At 72.8% G+C, this 25,162-nt stretch carries 22 protein-coding genes; 5 read left to right on the top strand and 17 right to left on the bottom strand.

The genetic code is table 11. From position 1 onward, the window contains the following. Positions 1-26: 26 nt before the first annotated feature. From ACGFNH_RS25785 to ACGFNH_RS25720, 14 genes are all read right to left on the bottom strand, one after another. On the bottom strand, positions 27-1,214 hold the full coding sequence (locus ACGFNH_RS25785) for an RNA polymerase sigma factor (protein WP_393657506.1): 1,188 nt from the start codon (positions 1,212-1,214) through the stop codon (positions 27-29). Positions 1,215-1,684: 470 nt separating this feature from the next. Continuing rightward, a complete protein-coding gene (locus tag ACGFNH_RS25780; protein ID WP_393657504.1) occupies positions 1,685-1,846 on the bottom strand; it encodes a thiocillin family RiPP in 162 nt (53 codons plus the stop codon). Positions 1,847-1,964: 118 nt separating this feature from the next. After that, the gene (locus ACGFNH_RS25775) at positions 1,965-2,129 is read right to left on the bottom strand and encodes a thiocillin family RiPP (RefSeq protein WP_393657502.1); all 165 of its coding nucleotides are present in this window, start codon (positions 2,127-2,129) and stop codon (positions 1,965-1,967) included. A 113-nt stretch (positions 2,130-2,242) separates the two neighbouring features. Continuing rightward, positions 2,243-2,404 (bottom strand): thiocillin family RiPP, encoded by a 162-nt coding sequence (locus tag ACGFNH_RS25770; RefSeq protein ID WP_393657500.1) that lies wholly within the window; start codon positions 2,402-2,404, stop codon positions 2,243-2,245. Positions 2,405-2,548: 144 nt separating this feature from the next. After that, positions 2,549-2,716, bottom strand: coding sequence for a thiocillin family RiPP (locus ACGFNH_RS25765; RefSeq protein ID WP_393657498.1), 168 nt, complete (start codon positions 2,714-2,716; stop codon positions 2,549-2,551). Then, a complete protein-coding gene (locus tag ACGFNH_RS25760; protein ID WP_393657496.1) occupies positions 2,713-3,675 on the bottom strand; it encodes a thiopeptide-type bacteriocin biosynthesis protein in 963 nt (320 codons plus the stop codon). The genes ACGFNH_RS25765 and ACGFNH_RS25760 overlap by 4 nt, the downstream gene beginning before the upstream one ends. Continuing rightward, on the bottom strand, positions 3,676-6,240 hold the full coding sequence (locus ACGFNH_RS25755; RefSeq protein WP_393657494.1) for a hypothetical protein: 2,565 nt from the start codon (positions 6,238-6,240) through the stop codon (positions 3,676-3,678). It lies immediately after the preceding gene. Further along, entirely contained in the window at positions 6,237-7,397 is a 1,161-nt protein-coding gene (locus ACGFNH_RS25750) for a PqqD family peptide modification chaperone (RefSeq protein WP_393657492.1), read from the bottom strand. The genes ACGFNH_RS25755 and ACGFNH_RS25750 overlap by 4 nt, the downstream gene beginning before the upstream one ends. Further along, positions 7,394-8,092 (bottom strand): hypothetical protein, encoded by a 699-nt coding sequence (locus tag ACGFNH_RS25745; RefSeq protein ID WP_393657490.1) that lies wholly within the window; start codon positions 8,090-8,092, stop codon positions 7,394-7,396. The genes ACGFNH_RS25750 and ACGFNH_RS25745 overlap by 4 nt, the downstream gene beginning before the upstream one ends. Continuing rightward, the gene (locus tag ACGFNH_RS25740; RefSeq protein ID WP_393657488.1) at positions 8,083-9,972 is read right to left on the bottom strand and encodes a hypothetical protein; all 1,890 of its coding nucleotides are present in this window, start codon (positions 9,970-9,972) and stop codon (positions 8,083-8,085) included. The genes ACGFNH_RS25745 and ACGFNH_RS25740 overlap by 10 nt, the downstream gene beginning before the upstream one ends. Further along, positions 9,969-10,622, bottom strand: coding sequence for a TOMM precursor leader peptide-binding protein (locus ACGFNH_RS25735; RefSeq protein WP_393657487.1), 654 nt, complete (start codon positions 10,620-10,622; stop codon positions 9,969-9,971). Before ACGFNH_RS25735 ends, ACGFNH_RS25740 begins: the two co-directional genes overlap by 4 nt. 14 nt (positions 10,623-10,636) lie before the next feature. Continuing rightward, the gene (locus ACGFNH_RS25730) at positions 10,637-12,010 is read right to left on the bottom strand and encodes a YcaO-like family protein (protein ID WP_393657485.1); all 1,374 of its coding nucleotides are present in this window, start codon (positions 12,008-12,010) and stop codon (positions 10,637-10,639) included. Positions 12,011-12,350: 340 nt separating this feature from the next. After that, complete coding sequence (locus ACGFNH_RS25725) at positions 12,351-14,045, bottom strand: AAA family ATPase (RefSeq protein WP_393657483.1); 1,695 nt, start codon at positions 14,043-14,045, stop codon at positions 12,351-12,353. A 467-nt stretch (positions 14,046-14,512) separates the two neighbouring features. Then, positions 14,513-15,304: a VOC family protein gene (locus ACGFNH_RS25720; protein WP_393657481.1), complete on the bottom strand. Its 792-nt coding sequence runs from the start codon at positions 15,302-15,304 to the stop codon at positions 14,513-14,515. Between the two features lie 271 nt (positions 15,305-15,575). Between ACGFNH_RS25720 and ACGFNH_RS25715 the strand changes: the two genes are divergently transcribed. The 3 genes from ACGFNH_RS25715 to ACGFNH_RS25705 all read left to right on the top strand — a co-directional run bounded on the left by ACGFNH_RS25715 (position 15,576) and on the right by ACGFNH_RS25705 (position 18,714). Beyond that, on the top strand, positions 15,576-16,550 hold the full coding sequence (locus ACGFNH_RS25715) for an NADPH:quinone reductase (RefSeq protein ID WP_393657479.1): 975 nt from the start codon (positions 15,576-15,578) through the stop codon (positions 16,548-16,550). A 341-nt stretch (positions 16,551-16,891) separates the two neighbouring features. After that, a complete protein-coding gene (locus ACGFNH_RS25710) occupies positions 16,892-17,731 on the top strand; it encodes an SDR family NAD(P)-dependent oxidoreductase (RefSeq protein ID WP_393657477.1) in 840 nt (279 codons plus the stop codon). A 101-nt stretch (positions 17,732-17,832) separates the two neighbouring features. Continuing rightward, positions 17,833-18,714 (top strand): SDR family oxidoreductase, encoded by an 882-nt coding sequence (locus ACGFNH_RS25705; RefSeq protein ID WP_393657475.1) that lies wholly within the window; start codon positions 17,833-17,835, stop codon positions 18,712-18,714. A 90-nt stretch (positions 18,715-18,804) separates the two neighbouring features. On the opposite strand, the gene ACGFNH_RS25700 is transcribed toward ACGFNH_RS25705, so the two are convergent. Next, positions 18,805-19,074 (bottom strand): hypothetical protein, encoded by a 270-nt coding sequence (locus ACGFNH_RS25700; protein WP_393657473.1) that lies wholly within the window; start codon positions 19,072-19,074, stop codon positions 18,805-18,807. 433 nt (positions 19,075-19,507) lie between these two features. After that, entirely contained in the window at positions 19,508-20,299 is a 792-nt protein-coding gene (locus ACGFNH_RS25695; RefSeq protein WP_393657471.1) for an alpha/beta hydrolase, read from the bottom strand. A 77-nt stretch (positions 20,300-20,376) separates the two neighbouring features. On the opposite strand from ACGFNH_RS25695, the gene ACGFNH_RS25690 reads away from it, so the two are divergent. Together ACGFNH_RS25690 and ACGFNH_RS25685 are read left to right on the top strand one after the other, a co-directional pair. Continuing rightward, a complete protein-coding gene (locus ACGFNH_RS25690) occupies positions 20,377-20,979 on the top strand; it encodes a TetR/AcrR family transcriptional regulator (protein WP_393657469.1) in 603 nt (200 codons plus the stop codon). 440 nt (positions 20,980-21,419) lie between these two features. Continuing rightward, a complete protein-coding gene (locus ACGFNH_RS25685) occupies positions 21,420-23,645 on the top strand; it encodes an SAM-dependent methyltransferase (RefSeq protein ID WP_393657467.1) in 2,226 nt (741 codons plus the stop codon). 201 nt (positions 23,646-23,846) lie between these two features. On the opposite strand, the gene ACGFNH_RS25680 is transcribed toward ACGFNH_RS25685, so the two are convergent. After that, on the bottom strand, positions 23,847-25,040 hold the full coding sequence (locus ACGFNH_RS25680; protein ID WP_393657465.1) for a macrolide family glycosyltransferase: 1,194 nt from the start codon (positions 25,038-25,040) through the stop codon (positions 23,847-23,849). Positions 25,041-25,162: the final 122 nt, after the last annotated feature.

Raw genomic sequence — 25,162 nt, 5'->3', positions numbered from 1 at the left:
TTTACCGGCGCGTCAAGCGGCCGTCATCAGGGCTGAACACCGGTGGGCAGCGGCTCGTCGGGGAGCGAGCCCGAGGGAGCCTCGGTGACGGCGCCGCCGAGTCCGGCCGGTGGCTCGGCGGAGGTGCCGGTGGAGGTGCCGGTGGAGGGCAGCACCGCTTCGCCCAGTTCGGACAGGTCCGTGAGGTCGGACGAGCCGGAAGGAGCCGGCGGGGCCGCCGGGGCCGCCGCGCCACCGGAGCCCGCCGGCACCCGGGGAACACCGGGCAGCTTCGGCAGGGACGGCACGGACGGGGCCGAGGGCACGGCCGCGATGACGGACGGGATGTGCAGATCCGACGGCACGGCGGGCACGGACGGTACGGCCAGCCCCGGAAGCATCACCGCTTCCGGAAGCATCGCCCCGATGTCCGCGGTGAGTCCGCCCAGACCCACGCCGGTGCCGTTCGCCGACGAAACGGCCGAGGCGCCGGAGGTGCCGGTCGAGCCGTCCCGGCCGGCATCGGCCGGCCGGTCGGCGGTTCCGGTGGACGGCCGCGACGGCCCGGACCCGTCCGGCATGAACGGCCGCTCGATCACGGCGAAGCCGAGGACGGCCAGGGTCGCGGCGGTGGACACCGCGGTCGCGGCCTGCACGGTCGAACCGGCCCGCGGCCGTCCCCGCCCGCACAGCCACAGCACGAGCGAGAGCGTCCCGGCGAGGGAGTTGCGCATGGTCCTGCGGGCCCGGGCGAGCAGCGACTCGACGGTGCGGTAACTCAGGCCCATCTTCCGGGCGACCTGGTCGACATCCAGGTCCTCCGACTTCAGCCACAGCGCCTCGGCCTGCCGGGCCGGCAGGTCGCCGCTCCGGCCGGCCACCCACATCGCCTCCGCGCGGTCGCAGACGACCTCCTCGACCGGGGCGGGCGGCGGGGCGGCGAGCGTCGAACGACTGCCCACCTGGGCTTCCCGGTTGATCTGCCGGTACCGGTCGACGCAGAGCCGCATCGTCACGGTCGTCAGCCAGGCGCCGATCCGCTCGTCGTCGACATGGGGGTTCTCCATCGCGCGCAGCATGGCCTCGTGCACCGCGTCCTCGGCGTCCTCGACGCTCATGGAACGGCGGCGCGCCACCTTCAGCAGCTCCTCGCGATGGCTCCACATGCGGGCCCAGCGCTCGTCCGAGCCGCCCTGAGAACCACGGGAGTGCGCGGGGTGAGTGTTCGCCGTCATCGGGATCCCTCGCACGTTCGAGATGGACCGCGGCCACCGGAAGGGCCGCCTCCGCTCAGGAGGGCGCCGAGATTACCCCCGGGTACCCCCTGGTGGGAATGGGTCCGACATCCCGCCCGACATTCCGCCCCCGGCACGGGTCGCCGCACGTGGGCGCCCCCGGCGGTGCTGGTACGCGGGGAGATCGGGTGCTCGTACGCGGTGAGATCCGGTGCCCGTACACGAGGAGATCCGGTGCCCGTACACGGGAAAGGCGGCCCTCCTACGAGCGGCGGCGCAGTGCTCGTACGCGGGGAAGTCCGGTGCTCGTACGTGGTGAAAGGCGGCCCCTCCTACGAGCGGCGACGCGGTGTGCGTTCACGCGGATCCGGTGCCCGTACCCGCGCCAGGTGGCAGCCGTCCATGACGGCGAGGCCGCAGCCGGTCGGCTGCGGCCTCGCCTTCTCACCCGCCGCGCAGTGTCGTCGCCGTCACTTGCTGCTGGCGGTGGAACTGCTGCTCAGCGACCCCGCGGGGCACGAGAGGCAGGAGATGGTGCTCGCACTGCCGAGGGTCGACCCGGCGGAGTGGGCTTCGGGCAGCACCTCGAGCTCCGGGAGCTCCTGTTCCAGCATCAGGTCCAGTTCCTGCATGGCCGTTCTCCTTCATGTTCCTGTGAGTTGAGGGTGGTGCATCCGCCGGTGCCGTCCCGGGGAGAGCGGTGACGAGCCTCCGGCGAGGCCCCGGGAAGGGGCCTGGTCAGGAGGGCGGTCAGCCCCCGGAGCTGACCGTGGACGCCGTGCCGTAGGTCATCACCGGGCATGACGCCGAGCCGATGCACGCGGCGCTGGCCAGGGTCGAGCCCGGGGAGTGGGCGTCGGGGAGCACCTCCAGCTCGGGCGTCTCCTGCTCCAGGTGGAGGTCCAGCTCGGTCATGGTCGTGTGGTTCCTTCCGTGAGGGAGGCCCGGCCCGCGGACGGGCCGGACGCGACGCGGCGGCGCCGCGCCGGTTGCGCACGCCGCCCACGGCGGATGCGCGGCGGCCCCGTTCAGGCCGTGCTGGCCGTGCCGGCCGTGCCGAAGCACCCGGCGGGGCAGGAGAACGAACCGGCCGTACTGATGGAGGCCGCGCAGTTCGCGGCGGAGGGCGTGTCCGGGAGCACCTCCAGTTCGGGTGCTTCCTGCTCCAGGTGGAGGTCCAGCTCGGTCATGGCGTGGTTCCTTTCGTGGGGTGGTCCGGCCCTGGTCGGCCGGCCGTGGACGGCGCGGCAAATCCGCGCCGGGTCTGGGGTCCGCCCTGTGACGGGCCCGCCCTATGACGGGGCCGCCCTGTGACGGGTGCGGTGGTGCCTGGGTCAGCCGTTGGTGCTGACGCACGCGGCGCACGCGAAGCACCCGGCGGGGGTCGAGATCGTGCTGCCGGTGGAGACGGAGGCGGCCGTGGACGCACCCGCGGAGGTGGTGTCGGGCAGCACTTCGAGCTCGGGCGGCTCCATTTCGAGGTGCAGGTCGAGGTCGGTCATCGGCTGATTCCTTCCGTGAGGGAGATCCGGCCCGCGAGGGCGCCGGGGGCGGTGCGGAGCATCCGCACCGGGTCGTGGGGGCCGCCGCGCAGCGGTGGAGGGGCGGGGGCCTGCGCGGCGGCCCTTCCGAGCACGGCTTCCTCCAGGGGCAGGAAGCCGAGCCGGTTCAGGGTCATGTGGACCTGCATCAGCAGCAGGCGGGACGCGACGGCGCCGGGGTCGGCGCGCATCGCGCGGCTCACGCCTTCGGCGAAGGTCCGGCCGAGTGCGGTCGCCGCAGAGGGGAGACCGGCGGCTCCGGGTACTGCCGTGCCCGCGTCCTCGCCGAGCCTGCGCCGCCACCGGGCCGCCGTCTTCTCGGCCTGCAGCATCAGGGCCGGGGCGCCGGCGAGCGGTCCCGTCCAGTGCTGCCAGTGCAGCCGCCAGAAGCGCTCGCGCTGCGCACTGCCCAGCTCGCCGAGGCAGCCGCGCATCACATCGACCGCGACGCGCGCCCGTGCCGCGCGGTCGCCACCCGTACGCGCCACCGCCTCCAGGGACACCTCGCTGCTCTGCTGGAACAGCTCCTCGGCGATGTCGACCGCGGCCGGTGCGCCGTAGTAGTCGTGCTCGCGCCCGTACAGCCCGAAGCTCAGGCGTCGCCGGCCGCCGGCGGGCATGACCGACTCGGCCATCGGGTGCAGCCGTTCGACCGTCTCCTGGGCCGGTGGCCTGCGGGCGTGCTCGACCCAGAGCCTGCGGCCGGCGGCGTAGCAGTCGTCGAGCGCACCGGGCGCGCCGCGGAAGCGCAGCCGCAGGTGCGGGCCGCTCAGGTCGGCGTAGCGGACGAAGAACCAGCGCCGGATGCCGAGGCGTCCGGCCTCGTGGAGCCAGCTCGGCACCAGCGTCGTCAGCAGCAGTTCGCCGTCGGCGTGGTTCGTGTGGTGGATCCGGGCGTAGAGCCATTCCTGGGCGGGCACTCACGGGCCTCCTGGGTCCTCGGTGATGCGGGCGAAGTGCAGGACGTGTTCGGTCGCGCGGGCCCCGTCGTCATGGGCGGAGGCGTCACCGGTGCCGCCTCCGTCACCGGCCCCGCCCCCGTCGCCGTGACCGCCGACGCCGGCGTGACCGCTGCGCACGGGCAGGCATTCGGAGAAGACCAGCCGGTGCGTTCCGGCACTCGTGGCCAGGTGGGCCAGGGCCTCCAGGCCGATCGGCGAGGCGAGGGCCAGCCACAGCGGCTTGCGGGTGCGGTCGTCCCGCTGCGGCACATCCGCCTCGGCCCGTACGTATGCCTCGGCGGGCAGTCCGCGCTCCCCGCGCCACCGGTCCATCCGTTCCAGGAAGTCGGCCAGGCCCTCGCCGGAGTCGCGGCGCGGCACCTTAGCCGCGTGCACCCGCCACCGTGCGCGGCGGACGACGACGCCCGCCACGGTGCGGCGCGGCAGGTGCCCGGTCCTCCCCGCCGCCGCGAGCCCACCGGGCACCGCGGCGTCCGCGAGGTCGACCGGCACCTGCCAGGGGTCGGCCAGCACGGTGAGGGCCCGCATCGGCCCGGCGATCAGGTGCTGGGGCACGGTGCCGAGGTAGACCGGGGCCACCACCGCCCCGTCGGGCGCGCGGAGTTCGAGCGCGCCCCGGCTCCGGTCGTGGACGAGCGTCAGCTCCTCGACGGCCGTGCCGGGTCCCCACTGCCGGGTGGCTGTGGGCCAGTGCAGCGCGGGCAGCAGCCCGGTGCTGTCGGCCTGGAGCGGGTTGGCGTCGCGCGCCGGGACGAACTCCAGCAGCCGGGCCTGCGGGTAGAGCGTCCGCAGCCATGCGCGCAGCCGATCGCCCAGCCCGCTCTCTCCGCTCTCGCCGTCCTCCCTGCCCTCTCCGCTCTCGCCGTCCTCCCCGCTCTCGCCCTCCCGGCCGTCGCCGTCGGCACCGCCGCCCCCGCCGGCATCGTCGAAGAGGCGGTGGAACCGGGCCAGCAGCCCGCCGGTTCCGGTGCTCAACTGGTTGGCCACCAGCACCGGTTCGCCCCCGGGCCCCCCGTCCGCAACGACCTGGCAGAGCACGGACACGGACGGACGGCAGCTCGACCTGCCGGGACGTACGGCGTCCCCGCTCGCCCCCGACCGCTCGAGTCCCAGCGTGTACGGCCACCCGGACCGCTCCAACTCGCCGCAGAATCCGTACACATCGGAGCAGACACCGCCCGCGCCGTAACGGGCGACGAAGGTCTCCACCATCGACCGGTAGACGGGCGAGACCTCCAGGCCGTCGCAGGCGAGTTCCGCGTACCGCCGCAGTGCCGCACGGTGCTCCGGAGCCGGGCCCGGGGTCTGCTCCGCGGCCGCCCGGTCCTCGTAGACGGCGGTCACCGCGGTGACCGGCCAGCCGTCGGCGGCGCCGAGTTCGCCCAGCGCCGACCGCAGTCCGGTGTCCACCACGGTCAGGGCGTGCGCCCGCTGTTCGGCGTCCGCCTCCGGCAGCGAGGCCAGGGCGGCGCCCACGCGGGCCAGCGACCGGCCCGCTCCGCGGGCGCGCTGGTCGGGGGAGGCCGCCAATCGGGCGGTGAGCCAGTCGAGCAACTCCTCCTGCGGGCACGGGTCGTCGATGCCGACGAGTCCGCTCTCCAGGTGGCGGGCGAGTCGCCGGGCGCTGATCCGGTCCGGCTCCACGAGGGCGGACGTGGGGTCGGCGCCCTCCCGGATCTCGATGGTCTCGCTGTCCGACCACCCGAACCCGTCGCCGGCGTGCTGCCGGGGCTCGCCGAGCCGGGCGACGGACGCGTCCTCGGGATCCCGGCGCAGGGAGGCGTTGACGCGCCAGTCGAGGTGTTCGCGGATTCCGGGACGGTGGCCCGCCGAGCGCAGCAGCACCTGGAGGATCAGCGGATGAAGGCTGACCCTCACCCGGCCGCGGTCCGCGGCGCGTTCGGCGGCCAGTTCGGTGAAGGAGGACAGCGGGCTGGTCTTGAGCGCGGCCCGCACCACGTAGCGGTACGCGGTGAGCCGTTCGCCGCGGCTCAGGCGTCCGGCCGCGGGGAGGCGGGAGCTGCGGTGGAACACCGGGGACACCAGAGCCAGTGCGTTCGCCAGCGCCGGAACACCGAGCAGTTCCCGCAGATGTGCCCGCTCGCGGTGCTCCGCCTCTGCCGCCGCCGCGCACAGATCCGCGCGCAGCGCCCGCAGTTCGGCCGCCCCGTGCGTCCAGCGGTCCAGCGGCCCGGTGTCCGTGCCGGACAGTTGGGAACGGACCGCGGCGGGCAGGTCCGTGCCGACGTCCAGCGGCCGTGCCGTGTGGGCGGCGCGGCGCCAGGCCAGGACCGCGCGCCGGGCTCCGGGGGACGGCATGTGCGGTACGGCGTCGTGCAGCAGATCGGTCACATCGGTGGCGAGCGCGGTCAGTTCGGCCGTCGCGGCGGCGATGCCGTCGAGCAGCCCGGCGACCTCGGGTGCGGTGAAGGGTTCGACGGCGGCGGCGGGGAGCCCGGCGACCCGGGTCATGGTCGGGCCCTCGGCGAGGACGCGCAGGGAGTGGGCGGTCAACGCGCTCACCCGGCCACGGTGGTGACGACGGCGCGCAGCATCAGAGCGGCGATCAGGGCGGCGTAGACGAGGCACACCAGGCCGAACACCACATAGCGCAGGCGGGCGACGCGGCCGCGGGTGGCCAGCCAGCTCGGCGCGGGCTGCCGCAGAACCAGGCACCGCAGGACGGTGAACGACCGTGCCCGCAGATTGATCGCCCCCAGGCCGGCCTCCAGCGCCTGGTAACCGTCCGTCGGCAGCAACGGGTTGAGGTTGGCGAGCAGGAACGCGATCTGCAGCAGCACCAGCACCCCCAGCGCCCGCCCCGCCTCGCCGCCCGCCTCCCGCGCCAGGAAGGCGCAGCCGCCGAGCCACAGCACATCGGAGGCGACACCGGCCAGGGCGATCGCGACCCGGGACCCCCGGCCGGGCAGGCGGTACGCGTCGGTGCGGTCCACATACGCGGCCGGCACCACGTAGAAGAGCAGGCCGACGCCGATCTCCCGGACCCGTATGCCGTGGTAGCGGCAGACGACGGCGTGGCAGAGCTCGTGAACGACCGTCTGCACCAGCAGAATTCCGGCCACCAGCGCCCAGCCCCAGGTCAGCCCGGTGGGGGCAAGGTGTTCCGCGGCGTGCGGCGCGGAGACCACCGACCAGGCCGCGACCAGCGCGAGCAGCGCGGCGGCCCCCCACAGCGCGGCGAAGACGGCCGGTGCCCGGCGCAACAGACCCGCGACCGGATCCAGCAGGACCGACACCCGCCCGGTGATCAGCGCCTTGCGCGGCATATGGCTGCGCCGGGCGAAACGCGCGGCGGCCGAACGGCGGCCGGGGGCGGGCGGAACGGTGAGCAGCCCCGCGGCACGCAGTTCGTCCAGGAAGTTCGTCAGGATCCGCTCGGAGGCAGGGTCGCGGAGGCTGTCGCGGCGGCTCTCACGCAGGGCCCGTACGGTGAACTCGCGGCCGGTCATCGATCCGTCGAGGGCGCGGAGGATCGCAGCGCCGCTCCGGGACAAGCGGGTGTAGTGACCGGTTTCGGCGTCGAAGGCGACGAGTTCGCGGTTGATCCCCTCGGTGATCTCCACGCCCGGCCGGATCGCCGGGGATTCGGTGTCCAGCCAGGACCGGTCCGTCGCCCCGGTCCCACGGGGCCGCCCCCTCTGGGCGGTTCCGCCGGTCACCGCCCCTCCCCCGTTCCGGGCGTGGGCCTCCCGGCCTCCGGATCGCCCAGGGCGAGGCCGAGCAACTGGGCCCGGCGGTAGCCGTCGATGCCCAGTTCCGTCCGGCCGGCGGAGCTGAGGATCCCGGCGAAGACGGTCCCCGCCGCGCCCTCGGACAGCCCCGCGAGCCATACGGCATGGGCGAACGCGGCGCCGCGGGACAGCAGCAGCCGGTGGCCGTGGGCGCCGTAGCGGTCCACGGCCTCGGCCAGATCCCCCAGCACCACGACCACCACGGGCGCCTCGGCGAACTCCAGTTGCAGCACCAGGTCGCGCAGGGGCGGCGGATCGTACGGCTGAGGCGCGAGCGTGCCGGTGGACGGGTCGTAGTGGTGATGGCCCGCCGGGACTCCGCGGACCCGCTGCGCCAGCACCGCCGCGACAGGGGAGGGCAGTTCGGGGAATGCCGGTGCCCACATCCGCCCGTCCTGCTCGACCGCGTAGCGCAGCGCCCGCAGCAACCGGTCGCCGTCGAAGGGACCGCGCCCCCACCGTCGTACGGCGGTACGCGACCGCAGTGCGCCGACCGGGTCCCCCGGCAGCGCGAGCGGAACGCCCGGCGGGGCGGCGTCATCGGTGCGTGATCCGTCGTGCCGCTCGTACGGGGCGGAGAGGAGGAGGTCCTCCGTCAGCCGGTTCAGGTCGATCAACGGCATGATCCGCTCCTATCGCTGGTGAGGTGGACGGCGGCGGTGAGGAGCGGAGGCCCGCCGGCCCCGAGCAGCCGCTCTCGGTACGGCTGCCAGGGCGCGGGGTCGAGCAGACGGCACGCGAGTCCCGTCTGCCGGGCGACGACGGCGAGTTGGGCCAGGGCGCAGCCGGTGTCGAGGGTGCCGACGCGATAGGAGAAGGCCCCGTACTTCCGGGCGACCCGGCCGGTCTCGGCCGCGTAGAGCAGATGGACCCTCGGTCCCTCCGCCTCGGCGCCCGCGTGCGCGACCGCTTCCGTCAGGTGGCCGGTGTGCGGGTGCATCGCGGTGAGCGCGTGGTCGGCCGCGTCGTAGTAGTAGACGCCGTCGGGTATCCCCGGGCAGTCCTGGATCAGCGGAAAGGCGTGCGGCGAGCCCAGGTTGCCGCCGGTGGGCGCCCAGCGGACCACCTTGCCCGGCTCGGCGTCCTCCCGGCGGTCCTGCCCGGTGCGCAGTCCAGCGGTGAACCGCAGGACGGCGGCGAGGAGTTCGGGCCAGGGTCGCGGCTCCGCTGCGGACTCCGCGTCGCGCAGGCCGGCGAGGGAGACATCGGGCAGCGGGATGCGCGGGTTGTTGGGGTACCGCAGCCGCTCGTACTGCAGGCCCACGTTCTCCGGGCGGAAGTGGTGCTGGTGCGCCTTGGGGTTGACCAGGTGACGGGGCGGGAACCCCACGGCGTACTCGTAGTGCAGCGGCGCGTCGTCGGGGAGCCCGACCGGCCCGGCCGCGGCCGAGGGATAGCAGGTGGGACAGTCCGTCTCGGGTGTCAGCTTGTACGTGGCCGTGGTGAACGCCGCGAGGTCGATGTCGAGTTGGCCCCCGAGGGAGGCGGCCGACTCGTTGCGCAGCAGCAGTGCGCGCAACTCCTCGGCGACCAGCCCGGCAGCGATGACCGAGCGCGGTGTGCGCGCCGACCCCGCGACCCAGTCCAGCGGATCGGGCAGAGGCCGGACAGCGGCGACCGCACAGGTCAGGCAGGCGGTCGCGGACGGATCCACGAACGGGCCCACCCGGACCCGCCCGGCGTGCTCGTCCGCGAGCAACACCCGTACTCCGCCCTGCGCGTACGCCTCCAGGACCTCGTCGGCGACGATCTCCGGCGCGGACAGATCGAGGACCACCACCGCCCCGGCCGGGGAGTCCCCGCCCCCCTCGAATGCGGCGACATCGGTGATGCCCAGGTCGGCCAGCGCCTCCCGCAGGGGCTCACGCCACCCCGTGCGCACGGCGAGACGGACGACGGCCTCGGCGGCGGCCCGCCGTACATGGCTGGAGTGCGGGAAGACACGGCTGCAGTCCAGCGTCCGGGACATCCAGACCGCGGCGGGCTCCGAGGGGCCGGGCCGGAGCGCGGGCTCGACGGCGGCGTCGGCGTCCTCCAGCAGACCGGCGAAGTACACGGCCGCCACGGCCTTGCGGACGACGGGCAGGCTCCATCCCGTCTCGCGCGCCAGCGCGACCAGGTCCCTGCTGCCGTCGAGCAGCGGGAACAGCTCCGTGTGCAGCGCTCCGGCCGAACTGCCGCGCAGATGCTGCCGTTCGGCCGCCCCGTCGATGATCACGCCTTCGTCGGTCCGCACGATGTGCAGGCCCCGGCAGAGCTGGGGGCGTACGGGCATCCGGAACTGGGGGTCGCCGAGGACGGCCCGGCTCACGGCTGCCGCGGGGAGTCCGCGCTGGGCGGGGGCGGGGTCCTTCGGGCCGGCGGAGGCTTGCTGGTCCGTGGGGGCCTGCTGGTCGGCGGGGGTCTGCTGGTCCGCGGGGGCGGGACGTTCTCGCCGCGCGGGACCGGGCCCGCGCCGCGAGGCCGACGTTCCGTGCTCGGCAGGGGCGTTGACGGCGTTCATCGGTTGCCTCCCCCGACCGGACCGGACAGCAGGTCCGCCGCCAGGTGCTCCCATCCGTCGTCGGGGTGGGGCGGTGTGCCGCAGTCGGCGCAGCCATGGACGCGTACGACCGTGTCCGCGACCAGGTTCCGGGTCAGCACGTCATAGAAGAGCACCAGCCCCGCCCGGTGTTCGAGCTCCGCGTCCCCCTGGTCGACCAGGTCGAGGGCCAGGCCCGCGGCGATCCTGGCCTGGGCGTCGGTGAACCCGGACACACCGTGGTCCGGATCGGCCGCCAGCGACGCGCGCAGGGCGGCGGCGCTCGTGGAGGCGCGGTCGTGCTGGGCGCGGCGCCTGACATAGCAGCCGTGGCAGGGCCCACGGCCCGGCACGATCAACGGGCCGACCCGGATGACCGGGTACTCGTGGACGATCGGCAGCCAGGGCGTACGGCATGCGCGGTGCAGGCGGGCCACCTCGTTCAGCAGCCCGGCCTCCAGGCGCCAGCCGGCGACCAGGCGCATCGGCGTGTGCGGCCAGGTGGCCGGCCGGAGATCGCCGTGGCCGGCGCGGCGGGTGGGGCAGCCGGTCATGTGCTCGACATGGCGGGCGACCCGCTCCCCGAACTCCCCGGTCCACAGCACATGCATCGGTGCGGTCGTGATGGGCATGGTGGCGGTGTCTCCTAGGCGAAGGGCTGGGGGTCGGGGTTGAGCTCCGGCTCCGGGTGGCCGACCAGGCCCATCGCGATGGGGGCCGCATAGAGGCGGGGGTGGTCGAGGTAGCGGTTGCGGTGCACGAAGGAGAGCGGCATCAGCTCCGGGACGATCACCCGTACCGAGCGGAAGCCGACGTCGCGCGCCTCCTCGGTGGTGAGCTCGACGGCGATGGCCTCGGCGCCGACCGCCGCCAACCGGTCGACCAGCCAGTCGAGTCGGCGGGCCGGGGTGCCCTGCGGAGCGGCCGGCAGATCCGAGAGGCGCCGGGTCGGGCGAGGGCGGCGCAGCAGGAAATCGAAGGCGTCCCGCTTCTCCGGGCGGCCCATGTACAGCGCGCCGTGCAGGACGCTGGTGAAGTCCCGCGGGTCGTCCGGTACGTCGTGCCGGCTCTGCAGCGCGATCCGCGACGAGGCCGCTTCCCGGTAGATCTTGCGCACCACCTCGACGGGGTCGGGGCCGCTGGCACACATCACGAGCTGGCCCAGGGACGCGTTGTGGTCGCTGAGCACCACCGCGTAGACCGTGGGGACACCGATGTCCGACGTCGCGTCGAAGAAGCGGTAGTCGACGAACCCGTCCCGCAGCCGGCTCTGCTCCTCACGCAGCGCGGGCTCGCCCCGGACGTCGATCTCCGGCAGTTCGAGGCGCTGCAGCCAGGTCAGGGCGATCGCATCGCGCTCGATGGCCTCACAGATGCCGCCCGCGGTGGCCAGGTGGACGTCGGAGTGGATGGCGCAGCCCGTGGAGATGGGGTTGGCGATCCGCTCGCCGATGGCCTGGTGATGGGTGAACAGCCAGACGTACGCGACCGGAACCCAGACCGGGCGGCTGCGGGTGAGGGACCAGCCGCGCACCCACCGCTGGGGCAGGGACTTGTCCGGTCGGATCAACCAGGCCTCGCCGTCGTCGAGTTCGGCGGGCGAGCAGCGGGGCAGGGCATCCAGATCGACGGCCTCGTCCCCGAGGTCGTCGGCGGTCGCCCAGCGCACGAGCTCCGGCTGGTAGAAGGAGTTGGTGTAGCGCTCCAGGGCTTCGGCGAGGCTGATCAGCCTGGCGCGCTCGGGGTCCGTGCCGCCGCCCGCCCCGTCCAGCCCGTCGGGCTGGGTGGGGCGGTCCGCCCACAGCAGGGTGGGGTCACCGATGGCGGAGACGTAGACCGCGTACTCGGGCTCGCCGGGCAGCGGGGACAGGCGGTGCACGCCCTTGACGGGGCGAACGGCCGGGCCCACCAGCCGTTCCAGCCGGCGCAGCGCGCCGAGGCCGCCGTCCACCGGGGACGGGGGGACCTCGACGCGCCCGCCTATGACCGGAGTTGTTCCGGTCGTACCTGTTTCCACCATTGGCCTGCTCCTGACCGGGCTGCTGCGATGTGCGTCACAGAGAACGGGATGGGGAGCGGGCCGTCATCACACGTCACGGGTGAACTTGCTCCGAACGGAGCGCGGTGCCACGGGTGATGAGCACGGGAAAAAGGTGATACCGGACGGTTCGGTAAGTTCGCGGTTCCGGCGCCGGCGTGTCGGGCGGACGGGTGCGCCGGGCGCTTCGGGCGGCTCGTCGGGCGCGCACGACGGGCGCGCACGACGGGCTGCGGCCCTCCCGCCGGCCCGGCCACGGACCCGCTGCGAGGCGCCCGGCGGGACACGGGCAGACGCCCTGCCCGCCGGGCCCGGCCGATCGTCAGACGAGACCCATACGGCGGGCGGCCTCGACGGCGTCCCTGCGTCGGCCGACCCGCAACTTGCGGTAGATGCCCTTCACTTGCGTCTTCACGGTGTTGGGGGAGACGCGGCGCTGAGCCGCTATCTCGTCCAGGGTGAGCCGGCTGGGCAGCAGCCGCAGGACCTCCGACTCGCTGGCCGTGAGCTGTTGTCCGTACTCGGTCGTCACCGCCGGAACCTGCGGGGCCGGTTCGGGACGGGCAGGCGGGGCGATGCGCGTGCCGGAACCCGAGGCGTCACCGTACGGGGTGACGTCACCCGCTCTGTCCTCACCCGCTCCGCTCTCACCCGTTCCGTCCCCGACCACTGCCCCGCCGACCACTGCCCCGCCGGCCGCGGTCCTCCCGGCCATCGCCCTGCCGGCCTCCATGTCACCGGTGTCCCGCTCCGCGGCGTCCTGCCGGAGTGCCGGGCGGGAGGGCGACGGCAGCGCTTCGACGGCGGTCCGCGACGGCGGGGTGTCGACGGCCGACGTCGGAAGCGTGGCGCCGACGACCGCCGGACCGGCCGCGGCGGCAAGCCGGCTGGCCTGCTCGGGCATGCCGTGCGCGGAGTACCACTCCCAGGCCGTCCGCTGCACCGCCGCCACTTCGGCGGCCCCGTGCCGTTCCATCAGTTCGCGGAAGAGGACCTGCCGGATGAGCGGATGGTGCCGGTAGGTCCACTCGTCCTGCCGGATCAGCAGATCGTGCTCGGCGGACAGGGAGCGCAGCAACCGGCTGGCGTCGGCCCGCCCCGTGATGGCCTTCACCAGGGAGGAGTGCAGCCGGTGCACCACGCTGGTGCGCAGCAGCAGTTCCTGGTCCTCGGGGGCCATCGGCTCCACCAACTCCCGCAGCAGGAAGTCCGAGCAGAGCCGGATCACCTGGGACCAGCCCTCCAGGCACGTCTGGTACTCCCCGTCCTGGGTGCGGGTGACGGCGGCGAGCTTCAGGGCCAGCGCCCACCCACCGGACGTACGCAGGAGTTTGGCCGACTTGTCGGGACTCAGGCGGGCGCCCGCCCGGGCGAACAGCTCGTCGACCTCCTCCTGGGTGAAGGCGAGGTCGGGCCCCCGGACCTCGGCCAGCTCCCCGGCCGCCCGCAACTTGTGCAGGGGCAGGTCGGGTTCGCGGCGGGAGGCCAGCAACACCCGCAGGCCCTCGGGCGCATGCCGGATCAACTGCAGGACGGCGACGCGCGCCGGACCCGGCCGCAGCTCGTGGAAGTCGTCGAGGACCAGCACGATCGGGGTGCTCAGCGATGCGCTGATGGCGTTGACCAGGGCCGGGATGGTGCGTTCGCGCGCGTAGACCATGGCGGGGTCGTCGGCGCCCCAGTAGTCGAGGACCGAGGTGCCGGCCTGCCAGAGCGCCGCCACGAGGTGGGTGAACAACCGGTCCTGGTCGTTGTCCTCCTCGTCCAGGGCCAGCCACGCGAGCGGCCCCGGAAGGCGGTCGGAGGAGTGGACCCAGGAGGCCAGCAGGGCGCTCTTACCGGTACCGGGCGGGCCCACGATCATCGTGAGGCGCCGCCGTACGCCCTCGTCGAGCAGCTTGAACAGCCGGATCCGCTGGACCAGCGGGCCCGTTCGGGGAGGTACCAGCCTGGTGGATATCACCAGGTCGGCGGTCTCCTCGAACGCGCCGCCCTCCATGAAGTGACCCGAGGCCATCCATTGCTTCCCTTCGGCTCCCGCGGAACGCCTCGTGTGCACGACACTTCCGCTACAGCGCTATGACCCTCCCCGACGCGGGTGGGTTGCCTGCACGCGGAGGGTGAGGACGACCCGTACGGACCGGGCCCTGCCGCACGACTCACCACCCGCGGAAGGTGCTCTGCGCACCCCCGAGATGACCGCCACTATGCCTACGGGAGAGCGCCCGCGAACGGCAAATCGCCAGGGTTGCGGAGCGCTCCCGAACGCTTACGCAGCGAGGCCCCCCGCCAACGCGGCTGGGGGCCTTGCCTGTTGGGTCCTTTTGCGTCTTCCCTGATCAGAGACCCCGGCATCGCGCAAGAACGGATCCGGCCACACTCGCGTCGGACCGGGCCCGGAGGTCCGTGCCACGCGACATGTCTGGATGTCTCCCGGCCGCGGGCCATGATCGCGGAAAGCTCGGTGAGGAGGGACGGAACCCGTCACTCTTCGACGGGGGTGAGGACGACGAAGTCCGCACCGCTGGGGTCGACACAGACCGCGAGGCGTCCGACACCCTCCGCGTCCTCCGGCCCCATCTGCAGACTGCCACCGTGCTCGGTGACCCTGGCGACCGTGGCGTCGCAGTCGGCGACCTCGAACACCGGGTGCCAGTACGGGCGCCCGCCGGTCAGACCGAGGGCGTCCGACGGCATCTCGATCATGCCGCCCTGCATACGCTCCTCGCCGCCCTCGGCCGGGCTGATGAGGGAGTACGTCTCACTGCCTCCTGGCAACGGGATGTCCTGGTTGTGCCAGCCGAAGAGGTCGGCGTAGAACCGCTTTGCGGCCGGCATATCGGTGGTGTAGAGCTCGGTCCAGGACAGGCTGCCCGGCTCGTTCACCACATCGAGGCCCTGGCTCTTGCCCGGCTGCCAGACGGCGAACTGCCCGCCCTGCGGGTCGGAGAACTGGGCCATCCGCCCCTCGCCCTCGGCATCGAGCGGGGCGACCCGCACGGTGCCTCCCGAACGCTCCACGGCCTGGGTCGTGGCATCGGCGTCGAGGGTGCTGAAGTAGATCATCCAGGCGGAGCGCGCCCCGTCCTCGGTCAGCGGCCCCACGGCGCCGGCGATCCTCTCGCCCACCTTGAAGACGCCGTAGCCCGCCTCGTCCCCGAGGGGCTGGAAGTCCCAGCCGAACACCGAGCCGTAGAAGTCGGCCGCGGCACGGGTGTCGGGGGCGCCGAGATCCAGCCAGCACGGAGATCCGACGACGTAGTCAGTGCTGATCATGGCGATATCCCTTCGCAGATCCCTGTGACTTCAGCCTGACACCAGGCACGGACACTCGCCCGTCGGCAGCGGAACCGGGAACACCGGGCCCACCGTGGAGCGCTCATGGCGCGATCGGGGAGCCGTACGCGCGCCCTCTCCATGCCACCGCCTTCGCCCCCGGAGCCGGACCGCCCCTCGCGCAGCGCAGGGGCCCGACCGGGGCACACTCGCCGTCGCGCCGTCGCGCCCACAGCCGTATCGAGGTGTATCGCTGCGACAGTGATGAGCCATGCGCGCCGCCTACATCGAAACGCTCGGCCCTCCCGAGGTGATCCGGTACGGGGAACTCCCCGCACCGCGCCCGGGGCCGACGGACGTCCTGGTCGACGTCCTGGCCACCCCCGTCAATCCCGTTGACACCCTGATCCGTTCCGGAGCCTTCGCGACCCCGACGCCCTTCCCGTTCGTCGTCGGCCGCGACGCCGCGGGGACCGTCGCGGCGGCCGGCGAGGGCGCGCCGGGCTTCGCCCCCGGGGACCGGGTGTGGTGCAACAGCCTCGGCCACGAGGGCCGCCAGGGCGCGGCTGCCGAGCAGGTGGCAGTGGCGGCCGACAGGCTCTACCACCTGCCCGACGGGGTGGACCCCGAGACCGCCGCCGCGCTGGCGCACCCCGGGGTCACCGCATATCTGGCACTGTTCACGCACGGGCGCCTCGGCCCGGGAGAGACGGTGCTCGTCGGCGGGGCGGCGGGGAACGTCGGCGGCGCGGCGGTCGCCCTGGCGGCCCGGGCGGGCGCGCGGGTCCTCGCCACGGCCAGGCGGGATGACGCGGACCACTGCCGGTCCCTCGGTGCGGACACGGTCCTCGACTACCGCGACCCCGAACTGCCGCGCCGTATCGGCGAAGCCGCGCCGGAGGGCGTCGACGTCTTCCTCGACACCTCCGGCGTGAACGACCTGCCGGAGGCCGTCGGCCTGCTTGCGCACCGTGGCCGGATCGTGCTGATGTCGGGCTTCGGTTCGCGCCCCGCGCTCCCGGCGGGCGCGCTCTACTCCGCCGACCGATCGGTCATCGGCTTCGCGATCTCGAATGCCACGACGGCCGAACTGGCCGAGGCCGCCGTGGTGATGAACGTCCTTCTCGCCGAGGGCCGCCTCCGCCCGCGCGCCGTCGAAACCGCCCCGCTGAGCGACGCGGCGGAGGCGCACCGGCGGATGGAGGAGGGGCTGCTGCGCGGCAAGCGGCTGGTTCTGCGCCCGTGAACCCAGCCTGCCGCAAGTCGTAGGGAGAGGGTGCACCGGCGGGCGGGGACCGGGGACGAGGCGGGCCGAATCGCCTTGTGAGGGCGGCCACAGTCACCGCTCCGGCCAGGCACTTCACCGCCGCGCCGGCGGTGAACGGAGCCACGGCCCGCTGTTCTGCGGGGCGGTCCCGGGAGGGCCGGGAGGATGGAGAGAGCGGGCGCGACCACCGGCGTTCCCGCGGTGCCGCGTGCTCCCAGCGCCGTGAGCTCGTGCAGCGCAGCAGGGCACACCCATGAGTTGCGTGCACGCACACACAAGGCTAATGTGTGTGTGCACACGCACTAGCCAGAAAGGCACCCATGCCCTCCCAGGTCGTTCTCATCACCGGCACCTCCTCCGGCATCGGACTCGCCGCCGCCATCGCCTCGGCCCAGGCAGGCTGGACCACGGTCGCCACCCTCCGCGACACCAACCGGGCGGACGCCCTCCGCAAGGCCGCCGAGAGCGCCGGAGTCGAACTCGACATACGGCAGCTGGACGTCACCGACCCCGACTCCGTCCACGCCGCCATCGACGGCGTCATCGCCGACCACGGCCGCCTCGACGCCCTGGTCAACAACGCCGGAGCCGGACACATCGGCACGATCGAGAACGACACCGTCGAGGACGTACGCCGCGTCATGGAGGTCAACTTCTTCGGCGTCGTCGAGGCGTCGAAGGCCGCCCTCCCCCACCTGCGCGCCACCGGGGGCCGGCTGATCACCGTCACCTCCGTCGGGGGTGCTGTCGGGCAGCCGTTCAACGAGGCGTACTGCGCGGCCAAGTTCGCCGTCGAGGGCTTCATGGAGAGCCTCGCGCCCGTCGCCGCCAAGCTCGGCGTCACCGTCAGCCTCGTCGAACCGGGCGCCGTGGACACCGAGTTCGTCACCAACATCGGCATCGACCCCGCGGCCGCCATCGCCGCCGCCGGACCGTATGCGGACACCCTGCGGAGCTACGTCACCCACATCCTGGGTGTGACGGCCGACACGGGGCAGACCCCGGCGCAGGCCGCGGCTCCCATCGTCGAGGCGCTGACCGCGGGCCGGCCCGCGTTCCGTGTCCAGACCTCCGACTGGGCCCGCGAGTTCACCAGCGCCAAGCTCGCCGACCTCGACGGCTCCAGGACGCTCGGCATGACCGGCGCCTGGCTCGGCTGACCACTCCCCGTACCGCCCCCTGCACCCTCCACCACCCCCGCCGACACAGCGCCGTGCGGCAACCTCTCGCTCCTGATCGACGCGATCGGAAAGGTCCCGCCATGTCACCCCGTCACTCTGTCCTCATCACCGGCGCGAGCAGCGGTTTCGGCCACCTGGCCGCCCTGACCCTGGCGGAGCGCGGCCACCGCGTGTACGCCTCCATGCGCGACCTCGCCGGACGGAACGCCGACGCCTCGGCCCGGCTGCTGGAGCAGGCCTCCCAGAAGGGCTGGGATCTGCACACCGTCGAACTCGACGTCACCGACGACGCGTCGATCGCCGCGGCCGTCGAACGCGTCCTGGACCTGGGCGACCTGGACGTCGTCATCAACAACGCCGGCGCCGCCAGCTCCGGCCTGCTCGAGTCCTTCACGGCCGAACAGGTCGAATCCGTCTTCCGCATCAACGCCCTGGGGGCGATCCGCGTCAACCGCGCCGTCCTGCCTCATCTGCGCAGCCGGGGCGAGGGGCTGCTGGTGCACGTCACCAGCGGCTCGGGCCGGATGGTCCTGCCGTACTTCGGCCCGTACACGGCGGCGAAGTTCGCGCTGGAGGCCATCGCCGAGACCTACCGCTACGAACTGCGGCCCCTCGGCATCGACTCCGTCATCGTCGAACCGGCCGCCTACGCCACCGAACTGGGAGCCAACGCGCTGCGAGCCGAGGACGCCTCGTACGTGGCCGAGTACGGGGAGACCGGCACACGGCTGCAGTCCATCCTCACCGCCCTCAGCGGCACCCCGGAATCCGTCGGCGGCCCCGGCCCCCAGGAGGTCGTGGACGCGATCGTCACCCTGGTGGAGACGGAGCAGGGCCACCGCCCGCTGCGCACGGCTGTGGGAGCCACGGTGGAGCCGCTGCTGAACCACATCAACCAGGCCGCCGCCGACAAACAGCGCGACGCCCTGACGCTGATGGGCCTCGCGGACCTGACCGGCTGAGCCCCCGGCCCCGCCCACGGACGGGCTCCCGCCGCACGCGCGGCGGGAGCCCACCGCGTCGTCACCCCGGCGCTTCCCCTACCGCGCACGTCACATGAGGTCGACGCACCGCAGCTCGTGGTCGGAGCGGCGGTGGTCCGGGGAGAGGACGTGAACCAGCTCGTACGAAGCGCATTCGTGGTCGAGGATGCGCGTATCGATCAGAAGACGGTTGATCGTGTGCCCGTCGCGTTCCATGAGCTTCCTCATGAACTTCTCGGGCGCCGACCGCAACTCGCTCTGCTCTTCCCGGGTCAGATCGATGCGGTAGATCTCGACGGCCGAGGCATCGATCTCCGTCGGGCGGTGAACGGTAGCCATGACGTCAGCCTTTCGGTGAGCGGTCACTTCCAGTGTGCGCCTCTCCGGGGCCTCCGCAACCGCGCTCCGACCTGCCGCCTGGGCGGGTCGGAACGCGGTTTGCGGGAACGCAGGGGACCGGCCGGACTCCCTGCCGGGCCGGGTGACTTGTGGTCGGCAGACGGTAACGGCATTCGTTCCATGCGGAGTTGACGCCAGCTCATGCCGGAGGACCGACGGAACCCGACGGCCGTCCCACGCGCGAGCGAACGCAACCGGGACCGCCCGCTCCCCACAGGACGACCTGCGTCGCCTCTCACGCAATCGATGTGCCGTTCACCCTCTTCGCGGGAGCCCTTCGATGACTGCTCCACTCCACTGCGCGGGAGTCCGACCACGGGGATCTTCGCGTTCCGTTCCTCCCGTACGGCCGTCCGCCGGGGTGTGAGCCGGACTAGTCGGCGGTGTTCTTCTCGGCCCAGCCGATGGCGTGGTCGAGAACGCCTTCCCAGCCGGGCTCGCCCACGGTGAAGTGGGAACGGCCCGCGTACTCCTTGAGCTCGACCGTGCCGCTCCTGTAGCGGCGGTGGTTCTCGCGGACGACGGAGGCGGGCACGGTGCGGTCGGTGCTGCCGGCGATGAACAGCAGCGGGGCGCGGTCGGGCTTGCGGTAGTCGACCTTGCCGACTGCGCCCGGGGTGTAGTTGGCCAGGGCCAACTGGAAGAGCGGGCGCGCCGGGGCGGGGACGTGGTAGGTCTGCCAGGCGACCAGGGCGTCCTTCTCGTCGAGCGCGTTGGCGAAGCCGTAGTGGAACTGCTCGGCGGTGAGCGGGATGCCCTTCTTGAGGTTGAAGGGATTGCCGATCGCGGGCCGACCCGCCTTGATCTGGGCCGGGGTCAGACCCCACACACCCTTGGTCTGTCCGGGGTGGACGGCAACGCCGGCAGCGCCGATGCCACGGTCGAGCAGGAGCTGGGTGACCGTACCGCCGAGCGAGTGCCCCATGATCACCGGGTTCGAGTCCAGCGACTCGATGAACTGCGCGTGGTGGTCGGTGATCTCCTCGATGCCGAGGCCGCCCACGAGACTCGGGTCCTTGCGCAGCTTTTCGATGCTGTGGTTCATGCGCGGCCAGGTGGGGGTGTGGACCTGGTAGCCGCGGGCTTCCAGGCGGTCGGCCCAGTTGCGCCAGCTGAGCGGAGTCATCCACAGGCCGTGGATCAGAACGACTATGCCGGGCTTCACGCCGATGACCTCCGTGAGAATGACCGTTCTTTCTGCGCACCGTAACAGAAGACCGACCGGTCTGTATCGTTGGAGGCATGTCGGAGCAGAACAGGCCCTCCCCCACTACCGGTTCGGCCCCCCGCGAGCGCCTTCTCCTCACCGCGGGACAGCTCTTTTACACGGAGGGCATTCGCGCCATCGGGATGGACCGCCTCCTCTCCGAGGCGAACGTGGCACGGGCCACCTTCTACCGGCACTTCGCAAGCAAGGACGAGCTGGCCGCCACCTACATCCAGGGCCAGGACCTCGAGATCCGGACCCGCTTCCGGTCCGCGCAGGAACTGACCGATGAGCCGACCGGTCTGCTGCGCGCGGTGGTGATCGGCATCTCCGAGACGGTCTGCGGCCCCGGCTTCCGTGGCTGTCCCTTCATCAACGCCGCGGTCGAGTACCCGGCCGACGGCAGCCCGATCCACCAGGCCGTCGACGCCCACCGCACCTGGTTCCACGCCACCTTGCTCGACCTGTTCATCGCGGCCGGACACCCGGAACCGGAGAAGGCCGCCCGCCGCCTGGTCCTCCTGCGCGACGGCGCCATGATCGGCGGCTACCTCGGCACCCCCGACGAATCCATCACCTCGCTGCGCGCCGGACTCGACGAACTCCTCGCCCCCTGCGAAGCCGAAAAGAACCGTTGACCCGGCCACGCAACGGCGGCCGTGCGCCTCGGGTGAGCTCGAAGCAAGTGCTTCTTGCGCGCCGGGGCGGGGCCTGATCCGGCAGAACCTCCGGTCCGCCGTCCTACCGCTGCCCGAGTGCCCGTGGGCGTCCCTCGATGCGGCTGCTCGCGTTGCGCCCGCGCCGTGCTCCCCGGACGGGGACTGGTTGTTCTGCTAGTCCTCCGGAGGCCGGGCCGCTCTGCTCCGCGCACGCCCCTAGCATCTCCCCGAGGCTGCCGCGGGGAACGGCCTCGGGCCGTTGCACGATGCGTGCGCAAGCGCGATCGCTCCTGAGCCGCATGATGTCCAGCCGGGTCGGCGCCGGGGACGATGCCGATCGCCACACGGCGTACCGCTCTGCGTCAGGCCTCGGTTCGCAGCTCCGATCACCCGGGTGTTGGTGCCGAAGGGGGCCCTTGATGATCCGAATCGACCACGCTCGTGTCTTCGACGGTGAGCGCGTGCTGGACGGGGTCTCCGTGCTCGTGGACGACGGGCTCATCTCCGCGGTGACCCCCACGGAGGAGCTGAACGCCACCGCGGGCGTCCCCGAGGCGGCGGAGGTGATCGACGGCAGTGGCCACACCCTGCTCCCCGGGCTGATCGACGCGCACACCCATGTCGTCGGCACCCTGTACAACCTCCGGCTCGCCCTGGCGTTCGGGGTCACCACCGAGCTCGACATGTTCAGCTTCCCGGCCGAGCTGACCGGCTGGCTCTGCGATGCGGCGGCGAAGGCCGACGATGTCGCGGACATGCGCAGCTCCGGCACGGTGGCCTGCCCGGCCGGAGGCCACCCGGCGGCATCGATGCCCTACCTCCCTTCCCTCGCCGGGCCGCAGGACGCGGGGGAGTTCGTCCTGGCACGTCAGAAGGAAGGCGCGCACTACATCAAGTTGATGTTCGACGACGGACGGCATCACGGCGCCGATCTCCCGGCGTTGGACGAGCCGACCTCGACGGCGGTGGCCCGGGCGGCGCGGTCGGCCGGTCTGCTGACGGTCGCGCATGTCGCCGATGCCGAGACCGTACGCCGTGCGCTGGCTGCCGGCGTCGACGCACTCACCCACGTACCGCTGAAGGAGCCGATACCCGGGGATTCGGTGAGCCGGGCCGTCGCGGAGGGCCGCTTCGTCATCCCCACCCTGGCGATGATGGAGATGTCCAGCGGTGCGCACGGAGGACGCGAAATGGCTGCCGATGACCGCATCGCGGCCTACCTGCCCGCCGACGCCGTCGCCGCGATCAGGGAAGGCGTCGAAGGCCTCTCCGTGACCGTCCCGTCCCCCGGCCTGGACTTCGGCCACGCCCTCGACAACACGCGTCGCCTCCACGAGGCCGGCGTGCCCCTGCTCGCGGGGACCGACGCCAACAGCGCCCCGGGACGGGCATGTCCGGTCGTCCACGGTGCGGCACTCCACCGCGAACTCGAACTGCTGGTGGCGGCCGGGCTTCACCCTGCGGAGGCTCTTCGTGCCGCAACCGCGTCACCCGCCCGGTTCTTCCGTCTGCCCGACCGCGGTCGGATCGCCCCCGGGCTCCGCGCCGACCTGTTGCTGGTCGAGGGCGACCCGACGGTGGACATCACCGCAACCCGTGCCATCCGGAGGATCTGGCGCCGAGGTGTCCCCTTCGACCGCGAGGCGTTCCGGAGAACGGGCCTCGGGGTGCAAGACACGAGCGACACGGACACCGACACCGACACCGGCACCGACACCGGCGGCCAGGACGCCGGCACCACGACCGGCAGCACGCTGACGGCCGTGGGCTCCACCGCCCTGGCCGTGGCCGCGGCGCGCGCGGCGGAGAGCACGCGACCGGACCGGCTGTTCAACGACCAGATCGCGGTCCAGGTCGCCGCGGCCGCGGGCGCCGCGCTGGCGGCCTGGACGGACTCCCGGGGAGAGCTGGTGCGGTCGGCGATGGGCGATTACTTCGCCATCCGTACCCGGTACTTCGACACCTGTCTGCTGGAGGCGGTCGCATCGGGGTGCCGCCAGGTCGTCGTGCTCGCGGCCGGCCTGGACGCCAGGGCCTTCCGCCTGAACTGGCCCGCGCCGATCCGGTTGTTCGAACTCGACCGGCCCGACGTCCTCGCCTTCAAGGAGAGGATCATCACGGGTCGGGAGCCGACGCCCGGTTGCGAACGGACCACGGTCGTCGGCGACTTGCGCGACGACTGGCCCAGCGCGTTGCGTACGCACGGCTTCGACCCGGACGAGCCGACCGCATGGCTGCTCGAAGGCATCATGGTCTACCTGACGGAGCAGGAGGGCGACCACGTGCTCTCCCGCATCGGCGAGCTCAGTGCACCGTCCAGCCGACTCGCCCTGGAGTACGGCAGCCTGGCGCTGTTCCACTCGGAGCACACGAGAGCCGCGCTGGCCCGCACCGATCAGGTCGACACCCTGCAGATGCTCGCCTCGCTGTGGCGCAATGAGAGAACCGCCGATCCCCTCGACTGGCTGGCCGGACACGGGTGGTCCGCCGCGGGCCACGAGGTCGCCGACGTCGCGAACCAGTGCGGCCGACCCGTGCCGCCCGCATTCGACCCCGCCACCCCGGGCACGGCGCGAATCGGCCTGATCAGCGGCGTCCGCGGTGTCGGTACACCGGACTCCCACGCAGCCCGGCCCGCTCCCTGACCTGCCTGCGCCGGTACGGGCGTTACGCCAGTCGGGCACGCACAGGACGGGAGGTCCGGCACTGGCGTTACGCCAGTCGGGCACGCACAGGACGGGAGGTCCGGCACTGGCGTTACGTCAGTCGGGCACGCACAGGGCGAACCCTCCGCGTACGTGCGGCCGGTCCGGAGCCGGGGCGGGCGATCACCACCGCGCCTGCGGTCACAATCGCGCCTCCAGAGCATCGGCAGCCCGCGAGGCACCGCCGGCCCGTTCCATCAACTCGGGCATACGCCCCACCCGTTGGCGAAGCCCCTCGTCCGCGGCCGTTCGATCCACGGCGTTCAGCAGCGTTTCCTCCGTGACCTCCGCAGGGTCCAGCAGCGTGCCGAGTCCCAGCTTCACCGCCCGGTTGGAGAGGACCCAGGTCTCCGGCACCTGCGGTACGAGTACCGGCGGCGTGCCCGTGTAGTACGAATCCATCAGGCTGCCCAGCCCGGCGGCCGTGACGAAGACGTCGGCCTGCCGCAGCGCAGCCAGTTGAGGAATCCATGTGTGCGCCTCGACGTTCGGCGGCAGCGGGCCCAGCTCCTGGGGTTCCGTGCCGTTGCCGACGGTGATGACCGCGTGCCAAGGCCGGCCGTCGAAGGCGCGGACGCAGGTGCGGAAGAAGTCCGGCTGATGGTTGTACAGGGTGCCCATCGAGATCAATACGAGCGGCAGCCCGTCCCCCGGTGCCTCCCATTCGCCTCTCGTGTAGTCCGCGGGGTGGCAGGGGCCGACGAAGGTCGTCTTCTCGTCGAAGGTGTCCCCGAAAGGCTGGAACTCCCGGGGGGCATAGACCAGATTCCTGTCGGCGCGCCAGTCCACCAGGTACTCCGGTGTGGCGTTCAGGCCCAGGTCGGCGGCGAACTGCCGTGCTCGGTCGAGGAGTTCGATGACGGCCGGGTGGTCGTACGGCACCCCGGACATCTCCGCGACCGCGGCCACCTCCGAGTAGTGGTCGTTGGATGCCATGGAGGGGGTGGACTGCACTGCGGGGCGGTCCCAGGTCTGTTCCAGGGCTCTCCCCGCGGGGGCCACGATCATGTCGTACAGGATGAGGTCGGGTATGTCGTCGGCGAAGAGCTGCCGCGCCAGCGTCGCCAGCTTCGCGCTCTCCTGGAAGAACAGCACGGCCGACCAGGCCAGCATGTCCGGGGAGAGCGTCCTGTAGCGCCCGGGGGACAGCACCTCCGTCAGCAGCGTCTCGTACGTCAGCGCGGTGGCGCCCGTCTTCCGCACCGCGGGGGCGAATCCCTCCGAGGTCAGAAAGCTGACGCGGTGTCCTCTCCGGACGAGTTCCTCGGTGACCGCCAGCACGGGGCGCATGTGCCCCTGCGCCGGGATGTTGAGGATGGCGATGTGGCTGGGCATGTGGCCCCCCTGCTTTCTGACATGACTCGGAAACTCTCCGACGTGGTGGCTCGGAACCGGTCGTTCGCCGGCTCGGTGCGCACCCGGGTCTCGGGGACGGCTGTCGCGTGCGCCCCGTCGAT

The sequence above is a fragment of the Streptomyces sp. NPDC048639 genome, assembly GCF_043199075.1.
Lineage (GTDB): Bacteria > Actinomycetota > Actinomycetes > Streptomycetales > Streptomycetaceae > Streptomyces.
Note: the sequence above shows the minus strand (reverse complement) of the source record. Positions and strands in the feature narration are given on the sequence as shown.

Bases quoted from the DNA above. Each gene is read 5' to 3' on its own strand.
- ACGFNH_RS25710 (WP_393657477.1), top strand. From the start codon at position 16,892: ATGCCCTCCCAGGTCGTTCTCATCACCGGCACCTCCTCCGGCATCGGA.
- ACGFNH_RS25775 (WP_393657502.1), bottom strand. From the start codon at position 2,129: ATGACCGAGCTGGACCTCCACCTGGAGCAGGAGACGCCCGAGCTGGAG.
- ACGFNH_RS25680 (WP_393657465.1), bottom strand. From the start codon at position 25,040: ATGCCCAGCCACATCGCCATCCTCAACATCCCGGCGCAGGGGCACATG.
- ACGFNH_RS25735 (WP_393657487.1), bottom strand. From the start codon at position 10,622: ATGCCCATCACGACCGCACCGATGCATGTGCTGTGGACCGGGGAGTTC.
- ACGFNH_RS25780 (WP_393657504.1), bottom strand. From the start codon at position 1,846: ATGCAGGAACTGGACCTGATGCTGGAACAGGAGCTCCCGGAGCTCGAG.
- ACGFNH_RS25730 (WP_393657485.1), bottom strand. From the start codon at position 12,010: ATGGTGGAAACAGGTACGACCGGAACAACTCCGGTCATAGGCGGGCGC.
- ACGFNH_RS25740 (WP_393657488.1), bottom strand. From the start codon at position 9,972: ATGAACGCCGTCAACGCCCCTGCCGAGCACGGAACGTCGGCCTCGCGG.
- ACGFNH_RS25785 (WP_393657506.1), bottom strand. From the start codon at position 1,214: ATGACGGCGAACACTCACCCCGCGCACTCCCGTGGTTCTCAGGGCGGC.
- ACGFNH_RS25765 (WP_393657498.1), bottom strand. From the start codon at position 2,716: ATGACCGACCTCGACCTGCACCTCGAAATGGAGCCGCCCGAGCTCGAA.
- ACGFNH_RS25725 (WP_393657483.1), bottom strand. From the start codon at position 14,045: ATGGCCTCGGGTCACTTCATGGAGGGCGGCGCGTTCGAGGAGACCGCC.
- ACGFNH_RS25720 (WP_393657481.1), bottom strand. From the start codon at position 15,304: ATGATCAGCACTGACTACGTCGTCGGATCTCCGTGCTGGCTGGATCTC.
- ACGFNH_RS25700 (WP_393657473.1), bottom strand. From the start codon at position 19,074: ATGGCTACCGTTCACCGCCCGACGGAGATCGATGCCTCGGCCGTCGAG.
- ACGFNH_RS25690 (WP_393657469.1), top strand. From the start codon at position 20,377: ATGTCGGAGCAGAACAGGCCCTCCCCCACTACCGGTTCGGCCCCCCGC.
- ACGFNH_RS25745 (WP_393657490.1), bottom strand. From the start codon at position 8,092: ATGCCGTTGATCGACCTGAACCGGCTGACGGAGGACCTCCTCCTCTCC.
- ACGFNH_RS25770 (WP_393657500.1), bottom strand. From the start codon at position 2,404: ATGACCGAGCTGGACCTCCACCTGGAGCAGGAAGCACCCGAACTGGAG.
- ACGFNH_RS25685 (WP_393657467.1), top strand. From the start codon at position 21,420: ATGATCCGAATCGACCACGCTCGTGTCTTCGACGGTGAGCGCGTGCTG.
- ACGFNH_RS25715 (WP_393657479.1), top strand. From the start codon at position 15,576: ATGCGCGCCGCCTACATCGAAACGCTCGGCCCTCCCGAGGTGATCCGG.
- ACGFNH_RS25705 (WP_393657475.1), top strand. From the start codon at position 17,833: ATGTCACCCCGTCACTCTGTCCTCATCACCGGCGCGAGCAGCGGTTTC.